Annotated in this window: 12 protein-coding genes and 2 tRNA genes; 9 read left to right on the plus strand and 5 right to left on the minus strand. The window is 67.2% G+C overall.

Annotated elements, in window-relative coordinates:
- The first annotated feature begins 314 nt into the window (after nucleotides 1–314).
- On the plus strand, nucleotides 315–4895 hold the full coding sequence (locus RW112_RS05830) for an ExeM/NucH family extracellular endonuclease (protein ID WP_317780868.1): 4581 nt from the start codon (nucleotides 315–317) through the stop codon (nucleotides 4893–4895).
- Nucleotides 4896–5230: 335 nt separating this feature from the next.
- On the opposite strand, the gene RW112_RS05835 is transcribed toward RW112_RS05830, so the two are convergent.
- A complete protein-coding gene (locus tag RW112_RS05835; RefSeq protein ID WP_317780870.1) occupies nucleotides 5231–7231 on the minus strand; it encodes an FAD/NAD(P)-binding protein in 2001 nt (666 codons plus the stop codon).
- A 61-nt stretch (nucleotides 7232–7292) separates the two neighbouring features.
- Between RW112_RS05835 and RW112_RS05840 the strand changes: the two genes are divergently transcribed.
- The 3 genes from RW112_RS05840 (at nucleotide 7293) to RW112_RS05850 (ending at nucleotide 11518) form a co-directional block, all read left to right on the plus strand.
- Nucleotides 7293–9596, plus strand: a complete 2304-nt coding sequence (locus tag RW112_RS05840; RefSeq protein ID WP_317780871.1) for a prolyl oligopeptidase family serine peptidase — start codon at nucleotides 7293–7295, stop codon at nucleotides 9594–9596.
- 101 nt (nucleotides 9597–9697) lie between these two features.
- Nucleotides 9698–9785 (plus strand) — tRNA-Ser (locus RW112_RS05845).
- Nucleotides 9786–9877: 92 nt separating this feature from the next.
- Nucleotides 9878–11518, plus strand: coding sequence for an NAD(P)/FAD-dependent oxidoreductase (locus tag RW112_RS05850; protein ID WP_317780872.1), 1641 nt, complete (start codon nucleotides 9878–9880; stop codon nucleotides 11516–11518).
- Here RW112_RS05850 and RW112_RS05855 read toward each other — a convergent pair.
- Both RW112_RS05855 and RW112_RS05860 read right to left on the minus strand, forming a co-directional pair.
- On the minus strand, nucleotides 11515–12960 hold the full coding sequence (locus RW112_RS05855) for an MFS transporter (protein ID WP_317780873.1): 1446 nt from the start codon (nucleotides 12958–12960) through the stop codon (nucleotides 11515–11517). The two genes, RW112_RS05850 and RW112_RS05855, sit on opposite strands and share 4 nt — an antisense overlap.
- Nucleotides 12961–13101: 141 nt before the next feature.
- Nucleotides 13102–15291 carry a RecQ family ATP-dependent DNA helicase gene (locus RW112_RS05860; protein ID WP_317780874.1) on the minus strand — a complete coding sequence of 730 codons (2190 nt, stop codon included), beginning with the start codon at nucleotides 15289–15291 and terminating at the stop codon, nucleotides 13102–13104.
- Between the two features lie 135 nt (nucleotides 15292–15426).
- On the opposite strand from RW112_RS05860, the gene RW112_RS05865 reads away from it, so the two are divergent.
- The 4 genes from RW112_RS05865 to RW112_RS05880 all read left to right on the plus strand — a co-directional run bounded on the left by RW112_RS05865 (nucleotide 15427) and on the right by RW112_RS05880 (nucleotide 19095).
- Complete coding sequence (locus tag RW112_RS05865) at nucleotides 15427–16845, plus strand: phosphomannomutase/phosphoglucomutase (protein ID WP_317780875.1); 1419 nt, start codon at nucleotides 15427–15429, stop codon at nucleotides 16843–16845.
- Nucleotides 16846–16854: 9 nt separating this feature from the next.
- Entirely contained in the window at nucleotides 16855–17325 is a 471-nt protein-coding gene (locus tag RW112_RS05870; RefSeq protein ID WP_317780876.1) for a hypothetical protein, read from the plus strand.
- Nucleotides 17326–17345: 20 nt separating this feature from the next.
- Nucleotides 17346–17795, plus strand: a complete 450-nt coding sequence (locus tag RW112_RS05875; protein ID WP_317780877.1) for an Rrf2 family transcriptional regulator — start codon at nucleotides 17346–17348, stop codon at nucleotides 17793–17795.
- 139 nt (nucleotides 17796–17934) lie between these two features.
- Nucleotides 17935–19095, plus strand: coding sequence for a globin domain-containing protein (locus tag RW112_RS05880; RefSeq protein ID WP_305939745.1), 1161 nt, complete (start codon nucleotides 17935–17937; stop codon nucleotides 19093–19095).
- A gap of 151 nt (nucleotides 19096–19246) precedes the next feature.
- On the opposite strand, the gene RW112_RS05885 is transcribed toward RW112_RS05880, so the two are convergent.
- Nucleotides 19247–21079 (minus strand): phosphoenolpyruvate carboxykinase (GTP), encoded by a 1833-nt coding sequence (locus RW112_RS05885; RefSeq protein WP_317780878.1) that lies wholly within the window; start codon nucleotides 21077–21079, stop codon nucleotides 19247–19249.
- Between the two features lie 278 nt (nucleotides 21080–21357).
- Here RW112_RS05885 and RW112_RS05890 point away from each other — a divergent pair.
- Nucleotides 21358–21431 (plus strand) — tRNA-Arg (locus RW112_RS05890).
- Nucleotides 21432–21509: 78 nt separating this feature from the next.
- Here RW112_RS05890 and RW112_RS05895 read toward each other — a convergent pair.
- The gene (locus tag RW112_RS05895; RefSeq protein ID WP_317780879.1) at nucleotides 21510–22238 is read right to left on the minus strand and encodes a FadR/GntR family transcriptional regulator; all 729 of its coding nucleotides are present in this window, start codon (nucleotides 22236–22238) and stop codon (nucleotides 21510–21512) included.
- Nucleotides 22239–22251: the final 13 nt, after the last annotated feature.

Here is a 22251-nt window from a genome sequence, read left to right on the forward strand (position 1 = left end):
GGAGCTACTGGCCGGTATTCTTTTTGCATGTCCGGCGCATGGGGTGGGCCGGCATAAGCAGAAAATGAAAGCACTGCCGTAGAACATTGTCGCCGTGACAGGGCCGATGCCGTCCCGTTGCCGGCGGAGAACGTTTCGCTGGGGGACGTCTCGCAGAATGCACGCTGAATCAACCGCACGTTCATTCGACTCTGTTTTGCTGTGCCGGAAACTACTTGACCAGGAGTAAAGTCCGGGCCCTTTTGTCCGCGCCACAACGCCGGACACATTCCACCGAGCCCTTACCCGGGGCACCCTCATGAGAGTTAGAGCGGATGAATCGCACACCATGGAAAATTGCGCTGGGCACGGCGTTATCAGCGGGGCTCATCGCAGCTCCGCTGGCAGCCGTGCCGGCGTTCGCAGTGGAGGTCTCGCCGGCCGCTGCAGGCACGTCGCCCGTCGTTATCAACGAGGCCTATCTCAGTGGCGGCAGCTCCGGAGCGGCTTACAAACATAAGTTCGTCGAGCTGTACAACACTTCCGACGCGCCGGTAACGCTGGACGGCTGGTCCCTCCAGTACCGCTCCGCCACCGGCACAGCATCGCCGACGACAGTGGCGGCCCTCAACGGCAGCATCCCGGCGAAGGGACACTACCTGATCCAGGGCTCCACCAACAGCGCCACCTCCACGGCACCGGAGCTGCCCGCGCCCGACCTGGTGGCCACCGGCTTGAACCTCTCCGGAAGCGCCGGAACCCTGATCCTCGCAAAGCAGGCCGCTGCCCTCAGTCCGCTTGCCACCGGCTCGGTGATCGAGCCGGCCAACGTTGCGGACCTGCTGGGGTACGGCGCGTCCAACACCTTTGAAACCCAGGCCGCCGCGGCCCCCTCAGGCAACACGGACGTCAAGAGCCTGAACCGCTCGAACGCTGCGGACAGCAACAACAACTCGGCCGACTTCGCCCTCAGTGCCACAATCACCCCGACCACTGCCGGCGGCACGGTAGACCCGGGTCCCGTTGACCCCGACCCCGTGGATCCGCCTCCGGCCCCTGCTGCCAGGACCATCGCCGAGATCCAGGGATCCGGGGCGGCCAGCCCGTTCATCGGCACCACCGTGACCACCCGCGGCAAGGTGACCGCTGCCTTCCCCACCGGCGGCTTCAACGGCTTCTACCTCCAGACCCCGGGAACCGGCGGCGACCTGACGCCGGCCAACCACACGGCGTCGAACGCGATCTTTGTGTATTCCCCCGCCACCGTAGGTTCCGTCGCGGTCGGTGACTATGTCGAAGTCACCGGCTCCATCAGTGAGTTCTACGGGATGACCCAGGTGAACGTGGCGGATACAGCCGGCCTGAAGAAACTCGCCGAGGCCGCCCCGGAGGTGAAGTCCACCGGCTTCACCCTCCCTGCAGAGGAAGCCTTCCGCGAATCCCTCGAAGGCATGCTGCTGGCGCCCCAGGGCCCGGTGACGGTCACCGACAACTACTCCCTGAACCAGTACGGCGAAATCGGCCTGGCGGGAGGCACCACGCCGCTCGAACAGCCCACCGCCGTCGCCCCTTACGGCTCGGCCGAATACACGGCGACCGTGGCGGCCAACGCCGCCCGCGGCATCAAGCTCGACGACGGCGCCAGCACCAACTTCCTCAAGGACGCCGCCACCAAGGCGCAGGTGCTGCCGTACCTGACCACCGCGGACCCCGTCCGCGTCGGTTCCCCGGTGACGTTCCAGACCGATGTGGTGCTCAGCTACGCGAACAACTCCTGGAAGTTCCAGCCGCTGACCCACCTGGTGCCGGAAAACGCCGGCATCATCCAGCCGGCCACCTTCGGTGCCACCCGCGCCGAGGCCCCCGCCGCCGTCGGAGGCAACCTGAAAATTGCCTCCTTCAACGTGCTGAACTACTTCCCCACCACCGGCGATACGCTCACCGGCTGCACGTTCTACACCGACCGCGACGGCAACCCCATCACCGTCAAGGGCGGCTGTGACGCCCGCGGCGCCGCGAACGCCGAGAACCTCAAGCGCCAGCAGGACAAAATCGTGGCTGCAATCGGCAAGTCCGGCGCCGACGTCGTGTCCCTCATGGAAGTTGAGAACTCCGCACAGTTCGGCAAGGACCGCGACGATGCCCTGGCCAAGCTGGTTGAAGCCCTGAACGTTCCCACGCCCGGAATCTGGGACTACGTCCGAACGCCTGCCAACGCTCCCCCGCTGGCCGACGAGGACATGATCCGCACCGCGTTCATCTACAAGAAGGCTGTTGCGGAACCGGTGGGCGAATCCATCATCCACAACGACACCGTGGCCTTCGCCACTGCCCGCAAGCCGCTGGCCCAGGTATTCAAGCCGGCCGGCGCGGCCGATGACAAGAAGTTCATCGCCATCGCCAACCACTTCAAGTCCAAAGGCTCAGCCGCGACTCCCGAGGACACCGACAAGGGCCAGGGCGCCTCGAACCTGGCCCGCACCGAGCAGGCCAAATCGCTGCTCGCATTCTCCAACGACCTGCAGGCCTCGAAGGGCACGGACAAGGTCTTCCTGATGGGTGACTTCAACGCCTACGCCAAGGAAGATCCCCTCAACGTCCTCACGGCCGCCGGTTACGTCAACCAGGACGAGAAGGCCCGGAACGCCGACGGCTCCGCCAAGCACTCCTACCTGTTCGGCGGCCTGGTGGGTTCCCTGGACCACGTCCTCGCCTCGCCGGGCGCAAACTCGGTGGTCACCGGCGCCGACATCTGGAACATCAACTCCGTGGAGTCCGTTGCGCTGGAGTACAGCCGGTATAACAACAATGTGACCAACTACTATGCGCCGGACCAGTTCCGCGCCAGTGACCACGATCCCGTGGTGGTGGGCGTGGACCTGCCTGTGACGCCTGCCAGCGTGGACCTGAACTTCCTGGGCATCAACGATTTCCACGGACGCATCGACTCCAACACGGTCCTGTTCGCCGCCACCCTCGAAAAGCTCCGGGACGCCGCCGCACCGGGGGCCACCGCGTTCCTGTCCGCCGGAGACAACATCGGAGCCTCGCTGTTCGCTTCGGCTGTCGCCAAGGACCAGCCCACCATCGATGTGCTGAATGCCCTCGAGCTGCGCACCTCCGCTGTGGGCAACCACGAGTTCGACGGCGGCTGGGCGGACCTGCGCGACCGCGTTGTGGCAGGCGGTACGAACGCAAAATTCCCGTACCTCGGCGCCAACGTCTACAAGAAGGGCACCACGGAACCGGCCCTGCCGGAATTCACGGTGCTGGAGATGAACGGCGTCAAGGTGGCCGTGATCGGCACCGTCACCCAGGAAGTTCCCTCGCTGGTCACGCCCGCCGGCATCACCGAGCTTGAATTCGGCGATCCCGTTGACGCGATCAACCGTGTTGCCGCGAAGATCACCGCCGACAAGCTCGCCGACGTCATCATCGTGGAAAACCACGACGGCGCCGGGTCCGGCACACCCGACGGCTCCACTTTGGAGCAAGAAGTCGCCGCCGGCGGCCCCTTCGCCAAGCTTGTCAACGAAACCTCTCCCGAGGTGGACGCCATCTTCACCGGCCACACGCACAAGCAGTACGCGTGGGATGCCCCGGTCCTCGACGCCGGCGGCCAGCCGACCGGCAAAACCCGCCCCATCGTCCAGACCGGCAGCTACGGCGAGTTCATCGGCCAGATCCAGCTGACAGTGGACACCGCGAGCATGCAGGTCACCGGCCACAAAGCCGGCAACGTCAAGCGCACCGTGCCCACCACCACGGAGACGGCCGCGGACCTGGTGGCCAAGTACCCGCGCGTGGCCGCAGTCAAGGCGATCGTTGACAAGGCGATCGCCGACGCCGCCGTGATCGGAAACCAGCCGGTGGGCAAGGTCACCGCTGATATCACCACGGCCTTCACGCCCGCCACGGCCACCAGCCCGGCGTCCCGTGACGACCGCGCGAACGAATCGACCCTGGGCAACCTCGTGGCCGACTCACTCGTGGATTCGCTCAAGGCGCCGGACCTCGGGGCCGCCGAAATCGGCGTCGTAAACCCCGGCGGCCTGCGCAACGAGCTGTACTTCGCGCCGGACGGAACCATCACCTACGCGGAGGCGAATGCCGTGCTTCCGTTCGTGAACAACCTCTGGACCACCTCCCTGACCGGGGCACAGTTCAAGACGCTCCTGGAACAGCAGTGGCAGACCAACCCGGACGGCACGGTACCGAGCCGCGCCTACCAGCAGCTGGGGTTGTCCAAGAACGTCAACTACACCTACGACGCCGCCCGCGCCGCAGGTGACCGCATCACCTCCATCCGGGTCAACGGCTCGCTCATCGACCCGGCCAAGTCCTACCGGATCGGCACCTTCAGCTTCCTGGCAACCGGCGGCGACAACTTCCGGATTTTCAAGGAGGGTGCCGGTACCGAGGACTCGGGGCTCGTGGACCGTGATGCCTGGATCAAGTACCTGCAGGAGCACAACCCGGTATCGCCGGACTTCGCCCGCCGCACTGTGGCGGTCGTGAACACCACGGCCGCCGAGGTCAAGGTAGGCGACTCCGTTACCCTGGCGGTCTCCAAGCTGGATCTCACGTCCCTGGGCAGCCCGGTCAACACCTCGCTGGCTGCTTCCTTCACGGACGCTGCGGGCACCGTGACGCAGCTCGGCACCATCCCGGTATCCGCCGGAGCCGCGACCGTGGACGTGAAGGTCCCGGCCGGGGCGGCGGCAGGCGCCGGCACCCTGGTGCTTACCGCAGCTGAATCGGGGACCGTGGTCAAGGCCGCGGTGCATGTTGCTGACAGCGGCCCCGTGCCGCCGGTCTGCACCGCCCCCGTACCGCCCACCAAGTGGTATGACTTTGCCGGCTGGATCAAGTACAGCCTGGCCTGGCTCCAGTACCAGAACTGCCTGAAGGGCTAGTTTCGAAGCCTGACACAGAATGAACATGCCCCGTCGCCGGGCTGGGAACCTTGCGGTTCCCGGCTTCGGAGGCGGGGCATGTTTCTTGTGCCCCTGCGACGCTCTCTCACTTCCTGCCGGTTCCCCTGCCACGCTCTCTCACCTCCCGCCGGTTCCCCTGCGGCGCTCTCTCACTGCGTCGAAGAAAGTGAGAGAGCGTCGCCCAAGAAGGTGCAGGAGGTGAGAGAGCGTCGCCAAAAAAGTGCAGGAGGTGAGAGAGCGTCCGGGTGGGGTGGGGCGGGGTGGGGCGGGGTGCGGGGTCAGGGTGCGGGCGGTGGGGTGCGACGCTTGCGGGGTCAGCGGTCGAGGATGTGGCGGGCTATCTCGTCGGCGTCCCGGAGGGTGCGCTGGCCGCTGCGGTACACGGGCCCGTCCTGCGGCCGCGCTTCCGCGGCGATTGCCGTGCCCCACTGCGCGGCGGACAGCTGCAGGCCCAGCACATACAGCCCCTCGGTGACGGATCCGTTGGCGCCCACCGGGCGGTAGGGGTGCGGGCTGACATCCAGCCCTGTGGTCTCCACCGGCGCCCCTTCCACGGTCATCATCAGCCGGGGCCGGACCAGGCCGTCGGCCAGGAGCTGCTCCAGAACCGGGGAAACGTTGACGGAGATCCTGTTGGCGGGAGCAAGCGCCTCGATCATCGCGCGGGCGCGGACCGCCCCGTCCCGCACCCACGGGGATGCGGCCGTGAAGGTGCCAGCGGACCGGTCCAGCGAAAACTTCGGGTCCGGCCCCACGAAACTCACCACTCCGGCCCGGGCGAGCGCCGCGAGCTGTTCCGCCCGGATGGCCGGCGGGCCGCTGGCCAGCCCTTCGACGAACGACTCAAACCAGCCCCGCAGGCCGGCGACCCAGGACTCGTCGGTGATGCCGCCGTCGGCCACCGCCGATTTCAGTACCGCCCGGCCGTGGTGCAACGCCCCGATGGCCATCTTCACGGGGTCGTCCTCCCCCAGCGCCGAGCGCCGGGCGTCATCGAGCAGGTAGTCGACGACGGCGGCATCCACCTCCGACTGCGAAGCGAAACTACGCCCCGCCAGGGGTGCCGCCAGGCCGGGAAGGTTCAGGCGCTGGCTGCGCGCCACGTGCCGCGCAACCAGGGCGTCCGCTTCGGCTTCCCAGTGGGAAACGCTGTGGGCGTGCGGCCGCATGGCTTCCTGGAGCAGCGCCATGAAAGCTTCGGGCTCGGTGACGGCGTCCGGGCTGGTCCGGACCAGGGTGGAGTAGTAGGCCCAGAGCGCGTCCCGCTGGAGGAGGGGCCAGAGGTCATGGTCAAAGGCGGGTGTGATTCCCGCGGCCGCGAACCGCCCCACGGCAGCTTCGGTGCAGTACCGGAGCGTCACCCCGGCCGGGTAGTACCCGGCAAGGTCGGCTTTGGCCCGGTACGGTGTCCCCCGCCGGGACGCGGCAATGATCAGCGGCTCGTCGCCGGACGGGATGTACGCAAGCCGGGCCGTGCCGTTGCCTTCCGCTGCCACGAACTTCCCGCCGCGGCCTTCGGTGAGCTGGCCCATCACGTCGAAGAAGTTCAGCCCCATGCCGCGCACCAGCACCGGCTGGCCTGCCGGCACCACGGACCAGTCGACGTCGGCAGGAACCGCCGGGGGCACGTACAGGAGCCCCAGCCGGCTTGCGCCAGCGTGGAGCTCGCGCTGCTCGGCGTTGAGCCTGGCGTCAAGGTGTCCCAGCGCCAGCACCGCGGAACTGACGGTGAGGGGCCCGCCGTCCCCGAGTTCGACGTCGAACGTTCCGTCTCCTGCCGGCCGCACGGCGGTGGCGGTGGTGCGGTGGAACTGGACAGTGACGCCCTCCGGAAGGTGCGCGAGCAACTCGTCAAGGGTGGCGCGGAGGTAGCGGCCGTACAGGGCGCGGCTCGGAAAATCCCGGGCTCCGAGGCCGGCGAGTTCTCGGCGTTCATCCTCGGTCAGCGAGTCGTGGGGGCTTTCCCGCTGCGCTGCCCGCCATTTGTCGAACGTGCTGCCGGCCACCGGTGACGCCAGTTCAGGGTCCTCGGGAATGACCGTGGGATAAAACGATTGCGTGTTCATCAGGTACAGCCGGGACTGTCCGGGCTGCCACACGTGGCCCGGACCGGCCGGGTACGGGTCCACCACGTCGATGTGGAGGCTGGCGCCGGGGAGGCCGGGGGCGTGGAGGCTGGCGGCGCTCTGCGGTCCGGAAGACCCGGTTGCGGAGGGGTTCCTGAGCCGCCAGTTGGCCAGGAGCCGCTCCAGGACACTGGTACCGCGGGGTCCGGCCCCTATGATTGCCGTCCGGATGCTTTGCGATGTGCCCACGCCTTCCAGAGTATCCGCATGTGACTTGCTAGCTGCGCGCCGATGCTGTTTCGTAGGGCCCATGACCACCACAGCAGCTGATCACCCGCCCGTGTCCGGCGCCTCTTCCGCCTCCGGGAAAGCGCCCGAACCGACTGACGAGAATATCTGGCTTGAGGAGATTTACGGCGAGGAACCGCTGGCCTGGGTCCGCGAACAGAACGCCCGCACCGAGGAGCTGCTCGAAGACGCCGACTACGCGAGGCTCGAAGGCCGCATCCTGGAAGTGCTGGACTCCACGGACAAGATCGCCATGGTGGGCAAGCACGGCGACTGGTACTACAACTTCTGGCGGGACGGGCAGAACCCGAAGGGGCTGTGGCGCCGGACGTCCTGGGAGGGCTACCGGAGCGGGCAACCGGAATGGGACGTGCTGCTGGACGTCGACGCGCTGGCCGCCGCCGAAGGCGAAGAGTGGGTTTTCCACGGCGCCAACTTCCTCCGCCCCGCTCCCGGCGAACCGCACCGGCTGGCGCTGCTGGCCCTCTCCCCCGACGGCGGCGACGCCAACCGCTACCGGGAGTTCGACGTCGAAACCCGCACGTTCGTGGACCCGGCAGCCGGAGGGTTCGACCTGCCCACGGCCAAGGGCAACGCCTCCTGGCTGGACAGGGACACGCTGCTGGTCTCCAGCACCGCGGAAGGCATGCCCAAGACCTCGTCGTCCTACGCCAGCACCGCCGTCAGGCTCGCCCGCGGCGGGTCGCTGTTGACGGCCGAGCGGGTGTTCGAAATCCCGGAAGACCACATGATGGCGCTGGTGGCCCATGATTCCACCCCGGGGTTTGAGCGGACCTTCGCCATGGACTGGATCAGCTTCTTCAACAAGAGCACGTCCGTGCTGCGTGACGGATCCTGGGTTGCCATCGACGCCCCCACCGACGTGAACCTGAGCGTGCACCGTGAGTGGCTGCTGTTCCGGCCGCAGGGCGACTGGGCCGTCAACGGCCGCACCTACCCCGCCGGCTCCCTGCTCGCCGCGAACTTCGAGGACTACCTTGCCGGCAGCCGCGACCTCGTGGTCCTGTTCACCCCGGATGCGCACACGTCGCTGCAGTCCTGGAGCTGGACCCGGAACTTCCTGCTCCTGAACCTCCTGCGGGACGTCTCCTCCGAGATCCGCGTCCTGGACCCGGAACGGCCCGGCAGCGGCTCCGCCTGGGCTTCCACGCTCCTGGACGCGTGCCCGCCGCTGCATGACGTCAACGCGTTCGCCGTCGACGACGAGGACGACAGCCTCGAGGTTGACGAGGAGCACGACGACGACGGGACCGGCGGCAGCGTGACCGTACCGGAAGGCGAATCCCCCGGCGCGGGGAACGACTTCTGGCTCGTGGCCACCGGGTTCACCACGCCCAGCACGCTTACCCGGGGGACGCTGCGCCGCGGCGACAACGGCGACGTGGTGAGCGCACACGAGGTGGTCCGTACCTCACCGTCCTATTTTGACGACTCCGCCTACGAGGTCCAGCAGCATTTCGCGGTCTCGGAGGACGGGACGCGGGTCCCGTACTTCCAGGTGGCGTCCCGCGACCTGGTGCTCGACGGCCAGAACCCCACGCAGCTGTCCGGCTACGGCGGATTTGAGGTCTCCCGCACGCCGGCCTACAGCGGAGCGATCGGCCGGGCGTGGCTGGAACGCCGAACGACCGCACCGGATGCCGGTGAGGGCGGTCCCGAGGGCGACGCCGGTTCCGCCCACAGCCGCGGCGGCGTCTACGTGGTGGCGAACATCCGCGGCGGCGGCGAATACGGACCCTCGTGGCACCGCGCAGCCCTGCAGGAAAAGCGCCACCGCGCGTTCGAGGACTTCGCAGCCGTGGCCAGGGACCTGATCTCGCGCGGAGTCACCTCCAAGGAACGCCTCGGCTGCGTGGGCGGCTCCAACGGCGGCCTGCTGGTGGGCAACATGCTCACCAGGTACCCGGAACTGTTCGGTGCCGTGTCCTGCGGCGTGCCGCTGCTGGACATGCGCCGCTACACCAAGCTGTCCGCCGGCTACTCCTGGATCGCCGAATACGGGGACCCGGACGTTGCCGAAGAGTGGGAGTTCATCCGGACGTTTTCGCCGTACCACCTCCTCCGCGACGGCGTGGATTACCCGGAAACCTTCATCTGGACCGCAACCTCCGATGACCGTGTGGGCCCCGTCCAGGCCCGCAAGATGGCCGCCCGGATGCAGGCCATGGGCATCCCCAACGTCTGGTTCCACGAGGCCCTGGAAGGCGGACATGCCGGCGCCTCGGACAACCGGCAGGCGGCCGCTTTGCAGAGCCGGAGCCAGCACTTCCTGTGGCGCTCCCTGGCAGGGTCCTCCGGCAGCTAGCCCCGCCGGCAGCGAATCTGCACTAATCTGCACGGCCTTTCCCACCGTTTTGCACTGGATGGCCCGTTCTGCGTATCCTTGGTGGGCTAGGAATAGCAATTGGAGACGTGCCAGAGCGGCCGAATGGGCTTCACTGCTAATGAAGTGTGGGGCACAACTCCACCGGGGGTTCAAATCCCCCCGTCTCCGCGTTTGGCCCCGGTCCCTGGACCGGGGCCTTTTGCGTTCCCCGGCACGTTGCGTTTCCGGCCAACCGCGGAACCGGGTGGCAGGATGGCCCCATGACGAGCAGCAGTAATCATGACGTGATCATTGTCGGTGGCGGGCACAACGGCCTGGCGGCCGCCGCCTACCTGGCCCGGGCAGGCCGGGACGTCCTGCTGCTGGAAAAACTGGACCACGCCGGCGGAGCGGCCGTCTCCGCCCAGGCGTTCGACGGCGTCGACGCCCGGCTTTCGCGGTACTCCTACCTGGTGAGCCTGCTGCCGCAGGAAATCATGGACGACCTGGGCCTGCGCATCCGACTGGCACGGCGCCGCTACTCGTCCTACACGCCGGACCCGGGCAGTCCCGGCACCGGGCTCCTGATCGACAACGCGGACTCGGAGGCCACCGCCTTGTCCTTCGCGTCGGTGGGTGCCCCCGCCGCCGAGGCCGCGGCTTTTGAGCGCTTCTATGCGGAATGCCGGAAGCTCACCGGAGCACTGTGGCCCACCATGACCTCGCCGCTGCCCACCCGCTCCGAAGCCAGGAAACTCGCCGAAGCCGCCGGTGCGGGTGACGTGTGGGAAGCGGTGATCGAGCGGCCGCTTGGCGAGGCCATTACCCGCGGGCTGGACAGCGACCTGGTGCGCGGCGTGGTCCTGACCGACGCCCTGATCGGCACGTTTGCCCGGGCTGACAGCGCGGACCTGCAGCAGAACATCTGTTTCCTGTACCACCTCCTGGGCGGCGGGACCGGAGACTGGGATGTTCCCATCGGCGGCATGGGGGCCGTTTCCGGTGAGCTGGAACGGGCCGCCCGCGAAGCCGGCGCCACCATCCTGACGTCCGCCGAGGTCAGGGGCATCCGTCCCGGCGGAGCGGTGGACTACCGACATGACGGCGGGGAACGCTGCGCCTCGGCCGGGTGGGTGCTGTCCAACGTGGCGCCTGCCGTGCTGGCCAGGTTGCGCGGCACGGGCGGCGGTGAGCCCGGGAACCCCAACCACCGGCGCGAGGGTTCCCAGGTCAAGGTGAACCTCCTGCTCAAGCGCCTGCCCCGGCTGCTGGACCGCAGCATCAGCCCGGAGGCGGCCTTCGGCGGAACGTTCCACATCAATGAGACGTGGACGCAGCTGGACGACGCCTACCTAACCGCCGAAAAGGGAACGGTCCCGGACCCGCTGCCCTGCGAAATCTACTGCCATTCGCTGACCGATCCGTCCATCCTCTCGCCGGAACTGCAGGCTTCCGGCGCCCACACGCTGACCGTCTTCGGGCTTCACGTTCCGGACAAGCTCATCACGGCGGAAAACAACGAGGAGATGCGGGCAGTGCTGCAGGCCGCCGTCGTACGATCCCTCAACTCTGTGCTGGCGGAACCGATCGAGGACCTGCTGCTCACCGGCACGGGCGGTACACCGTGCATCGAAACGAAGACAACGCTGGATATCCAGCGCGCCGTAGGCATGCCCCGCGGCAACATTTTCCACGGCGGCCTTGACTGGCCGTTCGCCGAGGACGATGCCCTGCTGGACACTCCCGCCCGGCGCTGGGGTGTGGCCACGGACGATCCCCGGATCCTGCTCTGCGGCTCCGGAGCCCGGCGCGGCGGAGCAGTCAGCGCCATCGGCGGCCACAACGCCGCCATGGCGGTGCTGGAGGCCGGCGCGGCGGAGCCGAAGTTCTCCGGGGCGCCGGGCTTTCGGGCGGAATCCTAGGGGTTCGCGGCCTTCGGGGCGGCGGAGCGCCCGCGGCTGACGTCGGCGCCGGCCTGGCGGTGCAGGGTCAGGCTGTCCGCGGTGCTGAGCAGCATCAGCACCGCGATGGCCACGAACGCGCCCCGGTAGGGGGCAACGGGGTCGGACCCGAAAGCGCCTGGTTCGGCGAAGAGCCGGAGGAACAAGGCGCCGACCGCGATGCCCGCGCCGGCCGCCAACTGGACCAGCGTGGCAGAAATCGCGTTGGCGGACGGCAGCTGCCCGGGGACGATGTCGGCGTACTGTACGGAGGCGTAGGCCGAAAATCCGATGGAGCGGAAGGCGCCGCTGCAGACCAGCAGGGCAAAGATCAGCGGTTCCGGAGTTCCGGCGTTCAGCAGGGCGCACAGTGCAAACGTGACGGCCGACGCGAGTGAGGCGAAGACCAGGACGGGCTTGAAGCCGAACCTGCGGATGAGCGGCGTGGTTGCCGGTTTGATGCCGATGTTGCCGATGAAGACCGCCGCCACCATGACGCCGGCTTGCAGCGGATCCCAGCCGAACCCGTCCTGGAACATCAGCGGCAGCAGGAACGGCACCGCGCTGATGGTCAGGCGGTAGACGAAGCCGCCGGTGGACGTGGCGCGGAACGTCCGGGTGCCAAACACATTCAGTTGGAAGAGGGGGTTGGGGGCCCGCCGCAGCCACAGGACTGCTCCCGCGATGAACACGAAGCCGGCGGCCACGCTGATCGCCCCGAAAGGTTCTGAGGGGTGGGCAGTGGCGAGTTCGAGCCCCACCACCAGGGCACCGACTCCGGCCGTTGTCAGCAGGAGCCCCAGCCAGTCAAGGCGGCGGGACTGGTCTCCCGCTCCCTGCGGAACCAGCCTCAGGGCGGCAATGAAGGCGGCCAGCCCCAGCGGAATGTTGATCAGGAAGATCCAGTGCCACGACAGGAACGTGGTCAGTGCGCCGCCCACCAGGGGTGCCAGCACCGGCGCCAGCAGCCCTGGCCACACAAGGTAGGCCGTGGCACGGAGCAGGTCCTCCTTGGGTGTCCTGCGCAGCACCACGAGCGTCCCCACCGGCACCATCATGGCGCCGCCGGCACCCTGCAGGACGCGGCTGACGGTGAGCATGGTGAGGTCCTGGCTCAGGGCGCACAGCAGGGAGGCGATGGTGAACACCGCGATGGCGGCACAGAAGACGCGCCGGGCGCCCACGCGCTCGGCCAGCCATCCGCTCACGGGAATCCCCATGGCCACCGTCATGAGGTAGGCCGTCATGGTGATGTTCACGTCCGCGGGAGCCACCGCGAAGTCTGCCGCAATACTGGGGATGGCCGTGGTCAGCACCGTACCGTCCAGGAATTCCATGAAGAAGGTCGCCGCCACCAGCAGGGCCAGCCGCGGCTGCCATTCCTGGCGGACCGCCGCCGCGGCGTTGCTCTGGGATTCGCTCATGGCTCCTGGCCTGGACTCATTCGCCGATCCTATAGGCGGGCCTGGCGCGGTGCCAGAATAAGTCCGCCCCTTACGCGGGAGCCGGAGGCGTGCCTGTCCTGCCCGTCCTGGCCGGCCTGTCCTGTCCTGTCCTGTCCTGTCCTAGCCTGCCTGTCCCAGCACCAAGGGAAGCACGGCCCCTGCCCCGGCCCGGCGCAGTGCCCGCCCGGCCACGGTGACCGTCCAGCGGCTGTCCGTGAGGTCGTCCACCAGCATGATGCTCTGCCCCTGGATGCCTGCAAGTGCCGTTTCAAGCTCCGGTCCCACCACGAGCCGGTCCCATACTCCGGCCAGCCGGTAGGCGCTGTTGCCGCCGCGTCCGCCGGTGGGTCCGCCGTGTTCCAGCTGCAGCTGGCCCAGGTAGGGTATGCGGCCGATCCCGGAAATGCCGCGCGCCAGCGAGTCGACCAAGGCGGGTTTGCTCCGCGACGGGATGCTCACGATGGCCGCGGGGCGGCCGGCGCCGCTCCAGCCTGGGGTGCGGCCGTTTCCTGCACCCCACTCCCGGAGCACCTGGACGCAGGCCTGCAGCATGGCGGGGTCAACCTCACGGTCCGCGGCGCCGGAGGCGAAGATTTCCCGGAGGGAACCGCCCCAGCCGAGGTCCGTCAGGCGGGCCAGCACCCGCCCTTCGGCAAGACTTTCCTCCGGCTTGATCTTGCCCTTGACCGTTACGCCCAGCCTGTCCATCCCGCTGGGCCACTGCAGTCGCGGTTCCAGCGCTACGCCTGCGCGGCTGAGCGTCTGCCCGGCCGCCTCCGTGGCCGAGGAGGAGATGTCCGCGGGGAACCAGCGCCCGGCGCAGTTGTCGCAGCGGCCGCAGGCACGGGCTGTTTCATCGTCCAGGACCGAGGTGATGTATTCCATCCGGCAACCGGCCGTGTCCTGGTAAATGACCATGGAGTCCTGCTCGTCCACACGGGCCTCGGCTATGCGGGTGTACCGTTCGGCGTCGTAGGTCCAGGGCTGGCCGGTGGAGCGCCAGCCGCCGCCCACCCGCTCCACGGCGCCGTCCACGGACAGTACCTTGAGCAGCAGCTCCAGGGGTGTGCGCCTCAGGTCAACGCGGGCCTCGAGGGCCACAGTGGACACGGCGGCTCCTGCCTCGGCCAGGGCCGTGAGGACAGCCGCGGCCTTTTCCTCCGACGGCATGGACGCCGTGGCAAAGTACTGCCAGATGTCGCGGTCCTCGGAGCCCGGCAGGAGCAGGACGTCGGCGTTGGCCGCGCCACGTCCGGCACGGCCCACCTGCTGGTAGTAGGCCACCGGTGACGACGGGGCGCCAAGGTGCACCACGAAGCCCAGGTCCGGCTTGTCGAAGCCCATGCCCAGGGCCGAGGTGGCCACCAACGCCTTGACCTGGTTGTCCTTCAGGAGCTGTTCCGCCCGTTCCCGGTCAGCGGGATCGGTGCGGCCGGTGTAGGCGAGGACCTCATGGCCGGCTTCGGCGAGCAGTCGGGCAGTATCCTCGGCCGCCGAGACGGTGAGGGTGTAGATGATGCCGCTGCCGGGCAGGTCCGCCAGGTGCGTCAGCAGCCAGCCCAGCCGGTCGCGGGAGTCCGGAAGGTTCAGCACGCCCAGCCGGAGCGATTCGCGGCCCAGTGCCCCGCGGATGGTCAGGACACCGTCGCCCAGCTGCTCTTCGATGTCGTGGACCACCCGGGAGTTGGCGGTGGCAGTGGTGGCCAGCACGGGCACGGTATCCGGCAGCTGGGTGATGAGGTCCGCGATGCGCCGGTAGTCCGGGCGGAAGTCATGGCCCCAGTCGGAGATGCAGTGTGCCTCGTCAATCACCAGGAGCCCGGTGCGGCGGATCAGTTCGGGGAGCTGGTTCTCCCGGAATGAAGGATTGGTGAGCCGCTCCGGGGACACGAGCAACACGTCCACTTCGTCGGCGGCGAGCTGTTCGCGGACAGTGTCCCATTCGAGCTGGTTGGCGGAGTTGATGGCGACGGCGCGGACGCCTGCCCGGGCCGCTGCCGCCACCTGGTCCCGCATCAGGGCGAGCAGCGGCGAAACGATCAGGGTGGGGCCGGCGCCGCGGCGCCGGAGCAGCAGCGACGCCACAAAGTAGACAGCCGACTTTCCCCAGCCGGTGCGCTGGACCACCAGGGCCCGGCGGCCGCCGTCGACCAGCGCCTCAATGGCTTCGAACTGCCCGTCATGGAAGCTGGCCTCCGGATGTCCCACGAGTCCCCGCAGCACCTCCAGCGCCTGGTCCCGGGTCCCCGTCCCACCCGCGGGGAGGTCGGCGGAAGCGGACAGGACAGCAGCATTCTGGTTATTGGCCATTGATTCAGTATCCCAGCCCCCTCCGACAGCCGGGAAGTCGGGCATCCGGCCATGTGGAAATCCGCGCGGCGCGCCGTTGCCGTAACGCAACTACTCCTCCACAGCCATTTTGCGCTTCAACGTAAGATGGAACGCGTGACTAGCGACCAGACAAAGACTTTTGACCTTTCGGCATCGTTCAAGGCCTACGACGTGCGTGGCATTGTGGGCGAGTCGATTACCGCCGAAATCGTCGAAGCCGTAGGTGCCGCCTTCGTGGACGTCCTGAACCTCGAGGGCCAGACCGTCCTGGTGGGCGGGGACATGCGCCCCTCCTCCCCTGAGTTCAGCAAGGCATTCGCCAACGGTGCCGCCACACGCGGAGCCAACGTCCAGCTCCTGGACCTCATTTCCACCGACGAGCTCTACTACGCCTGCGGTGCACTCAACGCGGCCGGTGCCACGTTCACCGCCAGCCACAATCCCGCCGAGTACAACGGCATCAAAATGTCCAAGGCCGGCGCCCAGCCGATCTCCTCGGAATCCGGCCTGAAGGAAATCCAGGCCCGCGCGGAGGACTACCTCCACGCCGGATCCATCCCGGCCGCCGCCCAGCGCGGCCTCATCGGCGTCCACGACGTCCTGAAGGACTACTCCGAGTACCTCCGCAAGCTCGTGGACCTCACGGGATCCCGCCCCCTGAAGGTGGTTGTCGACGCCGGCAACGGCATGGCCGGGCTGACCACCCCTGCGGTACTCGGCGACGCCCTCCTGCCCAAGCTGCCGTTCGACATCATCCCCCTGTACTTCGAACTGGACGGTTCCTTCCCGAACCACCCGGCCAACCCGCTCGAGCCGGCAAACCTGCTGGACCTCCAGGCCGCCGTCGTCGAACACGGCGCGGACATCGGACTGGCGTTCGACGGCGACGCCGACCGCTGCTTTGTGATCGACGAGAAGGGCAACCCGGTGTCGCCGTCGGCCATCACCGGAATGGTGGCCCGCCGTGAAATCGCGCGCGCCAAGGCGCAAGGCGAGGAAACGCCCACCATCATCCACAACCTGCTGACCTCCAAGGCCGTCCCGGAACTCGTGGCGCACGACGGCGGCCGCGCGGTCCGCACGCGCGTTGGCCACTCGTTCATCAAGGCAGTGATGGCCGAGGAAGGCGCCGTTTTCGGCGGCGAGCACTCCGCACACTTCTACTTCCGCGATTTCTGGAATGCGGACACCGGCATGCTTGCCGCGATGCATGTCCTGGCCGCCCTCGGCGAGCAGGACCGCCCGTTGTCCGAACTCGGCCACGAGTACGAGCCGTATGTTTCCTCCGGGGAAATCAACTCCGAAATTGAGGACAAGGCAGCAGCCGTGGAGCGTGTCCGCGCAGACTTTGCCGGAGAAGACGTAGAGATCGACCTGCTGGACGGCAGCACCTTCACTGCCCGCGACGGCAGCTGGTGGTTCAACCTGCGTCCGTCCAATACGGAACCGTTCCTCCGCCTGAATGCAGAGGCCGCGGACCGGGCCACCATGGAACGCATCCGGGACCGTGTGCTGGCCCTGGTCAACGGCTAGGCCGGCCGGATGACTGAACTTCCCGGAACCTCCTGGCGGGATTCGGTGCCCGAAGCCACGGCCACCGACCTGGAAAACCTGCTGGGCACCGGCGTCGGCGCGGCACAGGAACAGCTCGGGCGCAACGGCGGGTTCCTGCCGTTCGCCCTGGTGGTGGAGAACGACGGCGAGGTGCGCCTTGTCGCCGTCACGCCGGCTGACGCCGAGGACGGCTCAGAGGGCGAGTTCGATGCCGACACGATGATCAGCGACCTCACCGAGCTGCTCCGGCAGAACCGGGACGATTTCCGTGCCGCGGCCGTGGTCTGTGACATCACCCTGCTGGAAGAGGACACGGACGCCATCCACGTCGCGGCCGAGCACCGCGACGGATCCGTGTTCGCCGCCGTCCTGCCCTACGAACCCAACGCAGAGTCGCGCGAATGGGAATTCGGCCAGCTTGCAGCTGACTCCAGCGAACCCGCCATCTGGGTGGACTAGACCTCCAGTGGGTTGCTGACATGAAGATCAACGCCTTTGCGGATGTGAGCCTTCGCGCCATGATGGTTCTGTCGGCGGCGCCGGACGGCAGCCTGCTGACCACCCAGAGCATCGCCGACGCCGTGGGCACGCCCTACAACCACGTCAGCAAGGCCATGGCCAGGCTCCGTGAACTTGGCGTGATCGACGTTGAGCGGGGCCGCAACGGCGGCTCGAGGCTCAACGCGGCCGGACGCCGGGCCACCGTCGGCCAGCTCCTGCGGCAGCTGAACACCCGTGCTGATCCGGCCGACTGCCACTCCGTGAACGGCGACTGCCCGCTCATCAACGAATGCAAGCTCCGCGGCGCCTTGGCGCGGGCACGGGAGGCCTTCTACCGCGAACTGGACGACATCGTGGTGTCCACCCTCCCCGGCACGCGCCAGATGGAGCCGGTATTCCAGGCGATCGGGCTCCGGCCCGGACTCTGAGCCCCGCCTCAACTCCCCGCCTCAATTTGGAAATGTTTTCTACGACGTGTAGAACTGAGGTACAAATACTTGTATTTCAAATACATGTATTGATCGCGGTCCGGACGAAGGCCCCGGGCCCTTACCTCAGGAGTCACACATGCTCTCGGACAAATCCCGCCCTGTCATCGAGGCCACCCTGCCGCTCGTCGGCTCCCGCATCGGCGACATCACCCCCAAGTTCTACGCACGGCTCTTCGCCGCCCACCCGGAACTGCTGGACGGCCTGTTCAGCCGCTCCAACCAGCGCTCAGGCAACCAGCAGCAGGCCCTGGCCGGAAGCATCGCCGCTTTCGCCACGCACCTGGTGAACAACCCCGGCACCCTCCCGGAAACCGTGCTCTCCCGGATCGCCCACAAGCACGCCTCCCTGGGCATCACCGAACCCCAGTACCAGGTGGTCTACGAGCACCTCTTCGCCGCCATTGCCGAGGACCTCGCGGAAGTCATCACCCCGGAAATCGCCGAGGCGTGGACTGAGGTGTACTGGCTCATGGCTGATGCCCTCATCAAGATCGAGAAGGGCCTCTACGCCAGCCAGGCCAACGACAAGATGTGGACCCCGTGGCGGGTCGCCGCCAAGACACCGGCCGGCACCGGCGCCATGACCTTCACCCTGGAACCGGCCGATGACACCCCCGTCACCGCCGCCCTTCCGGGGCAGTACGTCAGCGTCAAGGTCCAGCTTCCGGACGGCCTGCGCCAGGTCCGCCAGTACTCCCTCTCGGACGACGCCGGCACCAGCCGCACCTTCACCACCAAACTGGACGACGGCGGCGAGGTATCCCCGGTGCTGCACCACGGCGTCGAGGTTGGCGACATCCTGGAGATCTCCAACCCGTACGGCGAGATCACGCTCAAGGACGGCGACGGCCCCGTGGTCCTGGCCTCCGCCGGCATCGGCTGCACCCCCACGGCCTCCATCCTGCGGTCGCTCGCCGAGGCCGGATCCGACCGCCGGGTCCTGGTGCTGCACGCCGAAAGCACCCTTGACAGCTGGGCCCTGCGCGGGCAGATGACGGACGACGTCGAACGCCTCGAGGGTGCGGACCTCCAGCTCTGGCTGGAGGAACCCCAGGCCGGTTCCAACGCCGGTTTTATGTCCCTCCGTGAGGTGGACCTGCCCGCCAACGCCTCGCTGTACCTGTGCGGACCGCTTCCGTTCATGAAGCACATCCGCAACGAGGCCATCAACGCCGGCATCCCCGCCACGAAGATCCACTACGAAGTCTTCGGCCCGGACATCTGGCTGGCCAGCTGACCCAGCCCGCAGGAAGCGCGAACGGACACTTGAGCCCCGGGGCTTAAGTGTCCGTTCGCGCTTCTTCGCTTGTTAACGCACGACGGCGGCGCCGCACCTTTTCTGCCAAAGGTGCGGCGCCGCCGTCGTAATCGCTGTTTGTTGCCGGCTGCTAGTGGTCAGCCATGCGCTCCTTCAGGGCTTCGAGCTCGGCGCGCAGGGCCCCCGGCAGGGAGTCTCCGAACTTGGCGTACCACTCTTCGATGGAGGCCAGCTCGGCGTCCCATTCCTCGCGGTCCACACGGACGGCCTCTTCCACGTGGGCGTGGGTGAGGTCCAGGCCGGTGAGGTCCAGCGAGTCACCTGTCGGCACGAAGCCGATCGGGGTCTCCACGGCGTCGGCCTTGCCTTCGAGACGCTCGATGGCCCACTTGAGCACACGGGCGTTGTCGCCGAAGCCGGGCCAGGCGAAGCCGCCGTCGGCGGTGCGGCGGAACCAGTTGACCAGGAAGATATGCGGCAGGCGCTCCGGGTTGGCCTTGCCTGAGACGCTGATCCAGTGCTTCAGGTAGTCGCCGGCGTCGTAGCCGATGAACGGGAGCATGGCCATCGGGTCGCGGCGAAGCCTGCCGACCTGGCCGGCAGCTGCGGCCGTGGTCTCCGAGGAGAGCGTGGAGCCCATGAAAATGCCGTTGGTCCAGCTACGGGCCTGGGTCACCAGGGGAACCGTGGTCTTGCGGCGGCCGCCGAAGAGGATGGCGGAAAGCTCCACACCTTCGGGGCTGTAGTACTCCTCGGCCAGCATGTCGATCTGCGAGATCGGCGTGCAGAAGCGGGAGTTCGGGTGGGCGGCCGGCTTGTCCGAATCAGGAGTCCAGGAGTTGCCCTCCCAGTCGGTCAGGTGCGCCGGAACGTCCTCGGTCATGCCTTCCCACCACACACCGCCGTCGTCCGTGAGGGCGACGTTGGTGAAGATGCTGTGACCCTTGGCGATGGCGCGCATGGCGTTGGGGTTGGTTCCCCAGCCGGTGCCCGGGGCCACGCCGAACAGGCCGGCCTCCGGGTTGGTGGCGCGCAGTTCGCCTTCCTTGCCGATCCGCATCCAGGTGATGTCGTCACCGAGGGTTTCGACTTCCCAGCCTTCGATGGTCGGGTCCAGCAGTGCGAGGTTGGTCTTGCCGCAGGCGGAGGGGAACGCCGCGGACAGGTAGTACGACTTCTTCTCCGGCGACGTGAGCTTGAGGATGAGCATGTGCTCTGCAAGCCAGCCCTCGTCGCGGGCCATCACGGAGGCGATGCGCAGGGCGTAGCACTTCTTGCCCAGGAGGGCGTTTCCGCCGTAGCCGGAGCCGAAGGACCAGATGGAACGCTCTTCCGGGAAGTGGACAATCCACTTGTCCGGGTTGCACGGCCATGCGACGTCCGCCTGGCCCGGGGCGAGCGGAGCTCCGAGGGAGTGCAGGGCGGGAACGAAGAAGGCGTTCGTTGCGGTGATCTTGTCCAGCACTGCAGTGCCGATGTTGGCCATGATGCGCATGGAGGCTACAACGTAGGCGCTGTCGGTGATCTCGACACCGAACTTGGGGTCTTCCGCGTCGAGGTGACCCATGACGAACGGGATGACGTACATGGTGCGGCCGCGCATGGAGCCGGCAAACAGGCCGCGAAGCTTCTGCTTCATCTCGGCCGGTGCCATCCAGTTGTTGGTGAAGCCGGCATCGCGCTCGTTCTCGGAGCAGATGAAGGTCTGCTCCTCGACACGGGCCACGTCGGCGGGGTCGGAGAATGCAGCGAACGAGTTAGGGAACAGTTCCGGGTTCAGCCTGGTCAGAGTTCCGGCGTCGACCAGTTCGTCCGTGAGCCGGGTGTTTTCCTCTTCCGTACCGTCAACCCAGTGGATCCGGTCGGGCTGGGTAAGTTCTGCAACCTCTTCGACCCATGCCAGCAGGCCAGCATGTGTGGTGGGTGCTTTCTCAAGCAGCGGCAGTCGTGCGAGATCGCCCATTGCGGTTCCCTTCCTCGGGTTCAGTGGTGTGTCCTAAATGCTAGGGCTCTAGACCACTGCAAATTTTGGGTCAGACATGGGATGTCCCAAGGCCGAAAAACCAAAAACCGCGGAAAATCAAGGAACTGGAGACTCCAAAACGACCCTTTTTGTGAGTAAGGTCACATAGACCGGTCTAGTCGGCTAGATTACATGCCGTTCGATTTGGAACTCCGCGCCAACTCGCGTAAAGTAATTCGAGGTTCGGGGGTGAACGAAAAAATCCCGGAGCCGAGAATGCGCCCATAGCTCAGCTGGATAGAGCGTCTGTCTACGGAACAGAAGGTCAGGGGTTCGAATCCCTTTGGGCGCACAATAGAAAAGATCCGCACCGGCTCGCCGGTGCGGATCTTTTTTTGTTTCAGTTTGTTGCGGACCGCGCACACGCGGGCTACTTCCCTATTACTTCGTAGATACGATGACGGATGCCGTCGAAATGGCGGTTGAGCCGTTCAGCGGCGAGGGCCTTATCCCCGCCGGCCACGGCTTCATAGATCCCGCGATGCACAGCCGCCGTCTCCGTAAGGTCCTCGGCGCCGGCGCCGACCTCCACGTTGATCTGCCGGTACACCTTCCAGAAAACGGCGAGCAGGCTGACCAGCAGTGCGTTGTTGAGCGGTTCGAACAACCGCCGGTGAAACTCCGCGTCGGCTTCCACAAACGTCTGCCCTGCGGCTGCCAGCTCCTCCATGCGGACCACTGACTCCTCAACTGCTGCCAGCTGACTGGAAGTCATCGAGTCCATGGCGCCGCCGATCAGGCCCGATTCCAACGCCTGCCGGACATCCACCAGCTCCAAGGCCTCATCGCCCTTGTGGCGCAGCGACAGCCTGCCGCGGAACGTCATGCCGTCCGCCAGTGCATCAAAGTTGCTGGGCGCCACAAACATGCCGAATCCGTGCCGGATTTCCACAACACCGAGCGCCTGAAGGACCTTGAGGGATTCACGGAGGGTATTGCGTCCCACGCCCAGGGCCGCGGCGAGTTCGTTTTCGGTGGGAAGCGGATCACCCGCATCAAGCTCGCGCTCCAGGATGAGGTCCATAATGTCCGACTGAAGCGCGCGAAGCCGGGCTTGTGCACTGAACCGCGCCTGTGAAGCGATGCCGGATGTACTCATGGGTTCCCCTAAC

Source organism: Arthrobacter sp. B10-11 (assembly GCF_033142195.1).
GTDB lineage: Bacteria > Actinomycetota > Actinomycetes > Actinomycetales > Micrococcaceae > Arthrobacter > Arthrobacter oryzae_C.

Coding starts and splice junctions, on each gene's coding strand:
- RW112_RS05830 (WP_317780868.1), top strand. CDS start 315: ATGAATCGCACACCATGGAAAATTGCGCTGGGCACGGCGTTATCAGCG.
- RW112_RS05840 (WP_317780871.1), top strand. CDS start 7,293: ATGACCACCACAGCAGCTGATCACCCGCCCGTGTCCGGCGCCTCTTCC.
- RW112_RS05850 (WP_317780872.1), top strand. CDS start 9,878: ATGACGAGCAGCAGTAATCATGACGTGATCATTGTCGGTGGCGGGCAC.
- RW112_RS05870 (WP_317780876.1), top strand. CDS start 16,855: ATGACTGAACTTCCCGGAACCTCCTGGCGGGATTCGGTGCCCGAAGCC.
- RW112_RS05855 (WP_317780873.1), bottom strand. CDS start 12,960: ATGAGCGAATCCCAGAGCAACGCCGCGGCGGCGGTCCGCCAGGAATGG.
- RW112_RS05860 (WP_317780874.1), bottom strand. CDS start 15,291: ATGGCCAATAACCAGAATGCTGCTGTCCTGTCCGCTTCCGCCGACCTC.
- RW112_RS05880 (WP_305939745.1), top strand. CDS start 17,935: ATGCTCTCGGACAAATCCCGCCCTGTCATCGAGGCCACCCTGCCGCTC.
- RW112_RS05885 (WP_317780878.1), bottom strand. CDS start 21,079: ATGGGCGATCTCGCACGACTGCCGCTGCTTGAGAAAGCACCCACCACA.
- RW112_RS05895 (WP_317780879.1), bottom strand. CDS start 22,238: ATGAGTACATCCGGCATCGCTTCACAGGCGCGGTTCAGTGCACAAGCC.
- RW112_RS05875 (WP_317780877.1), top strand. CDS start 17,346: ATGAAGATCAACGCCTTTGCGGATGTGAGCCTTCGCGCCATGATGGTT.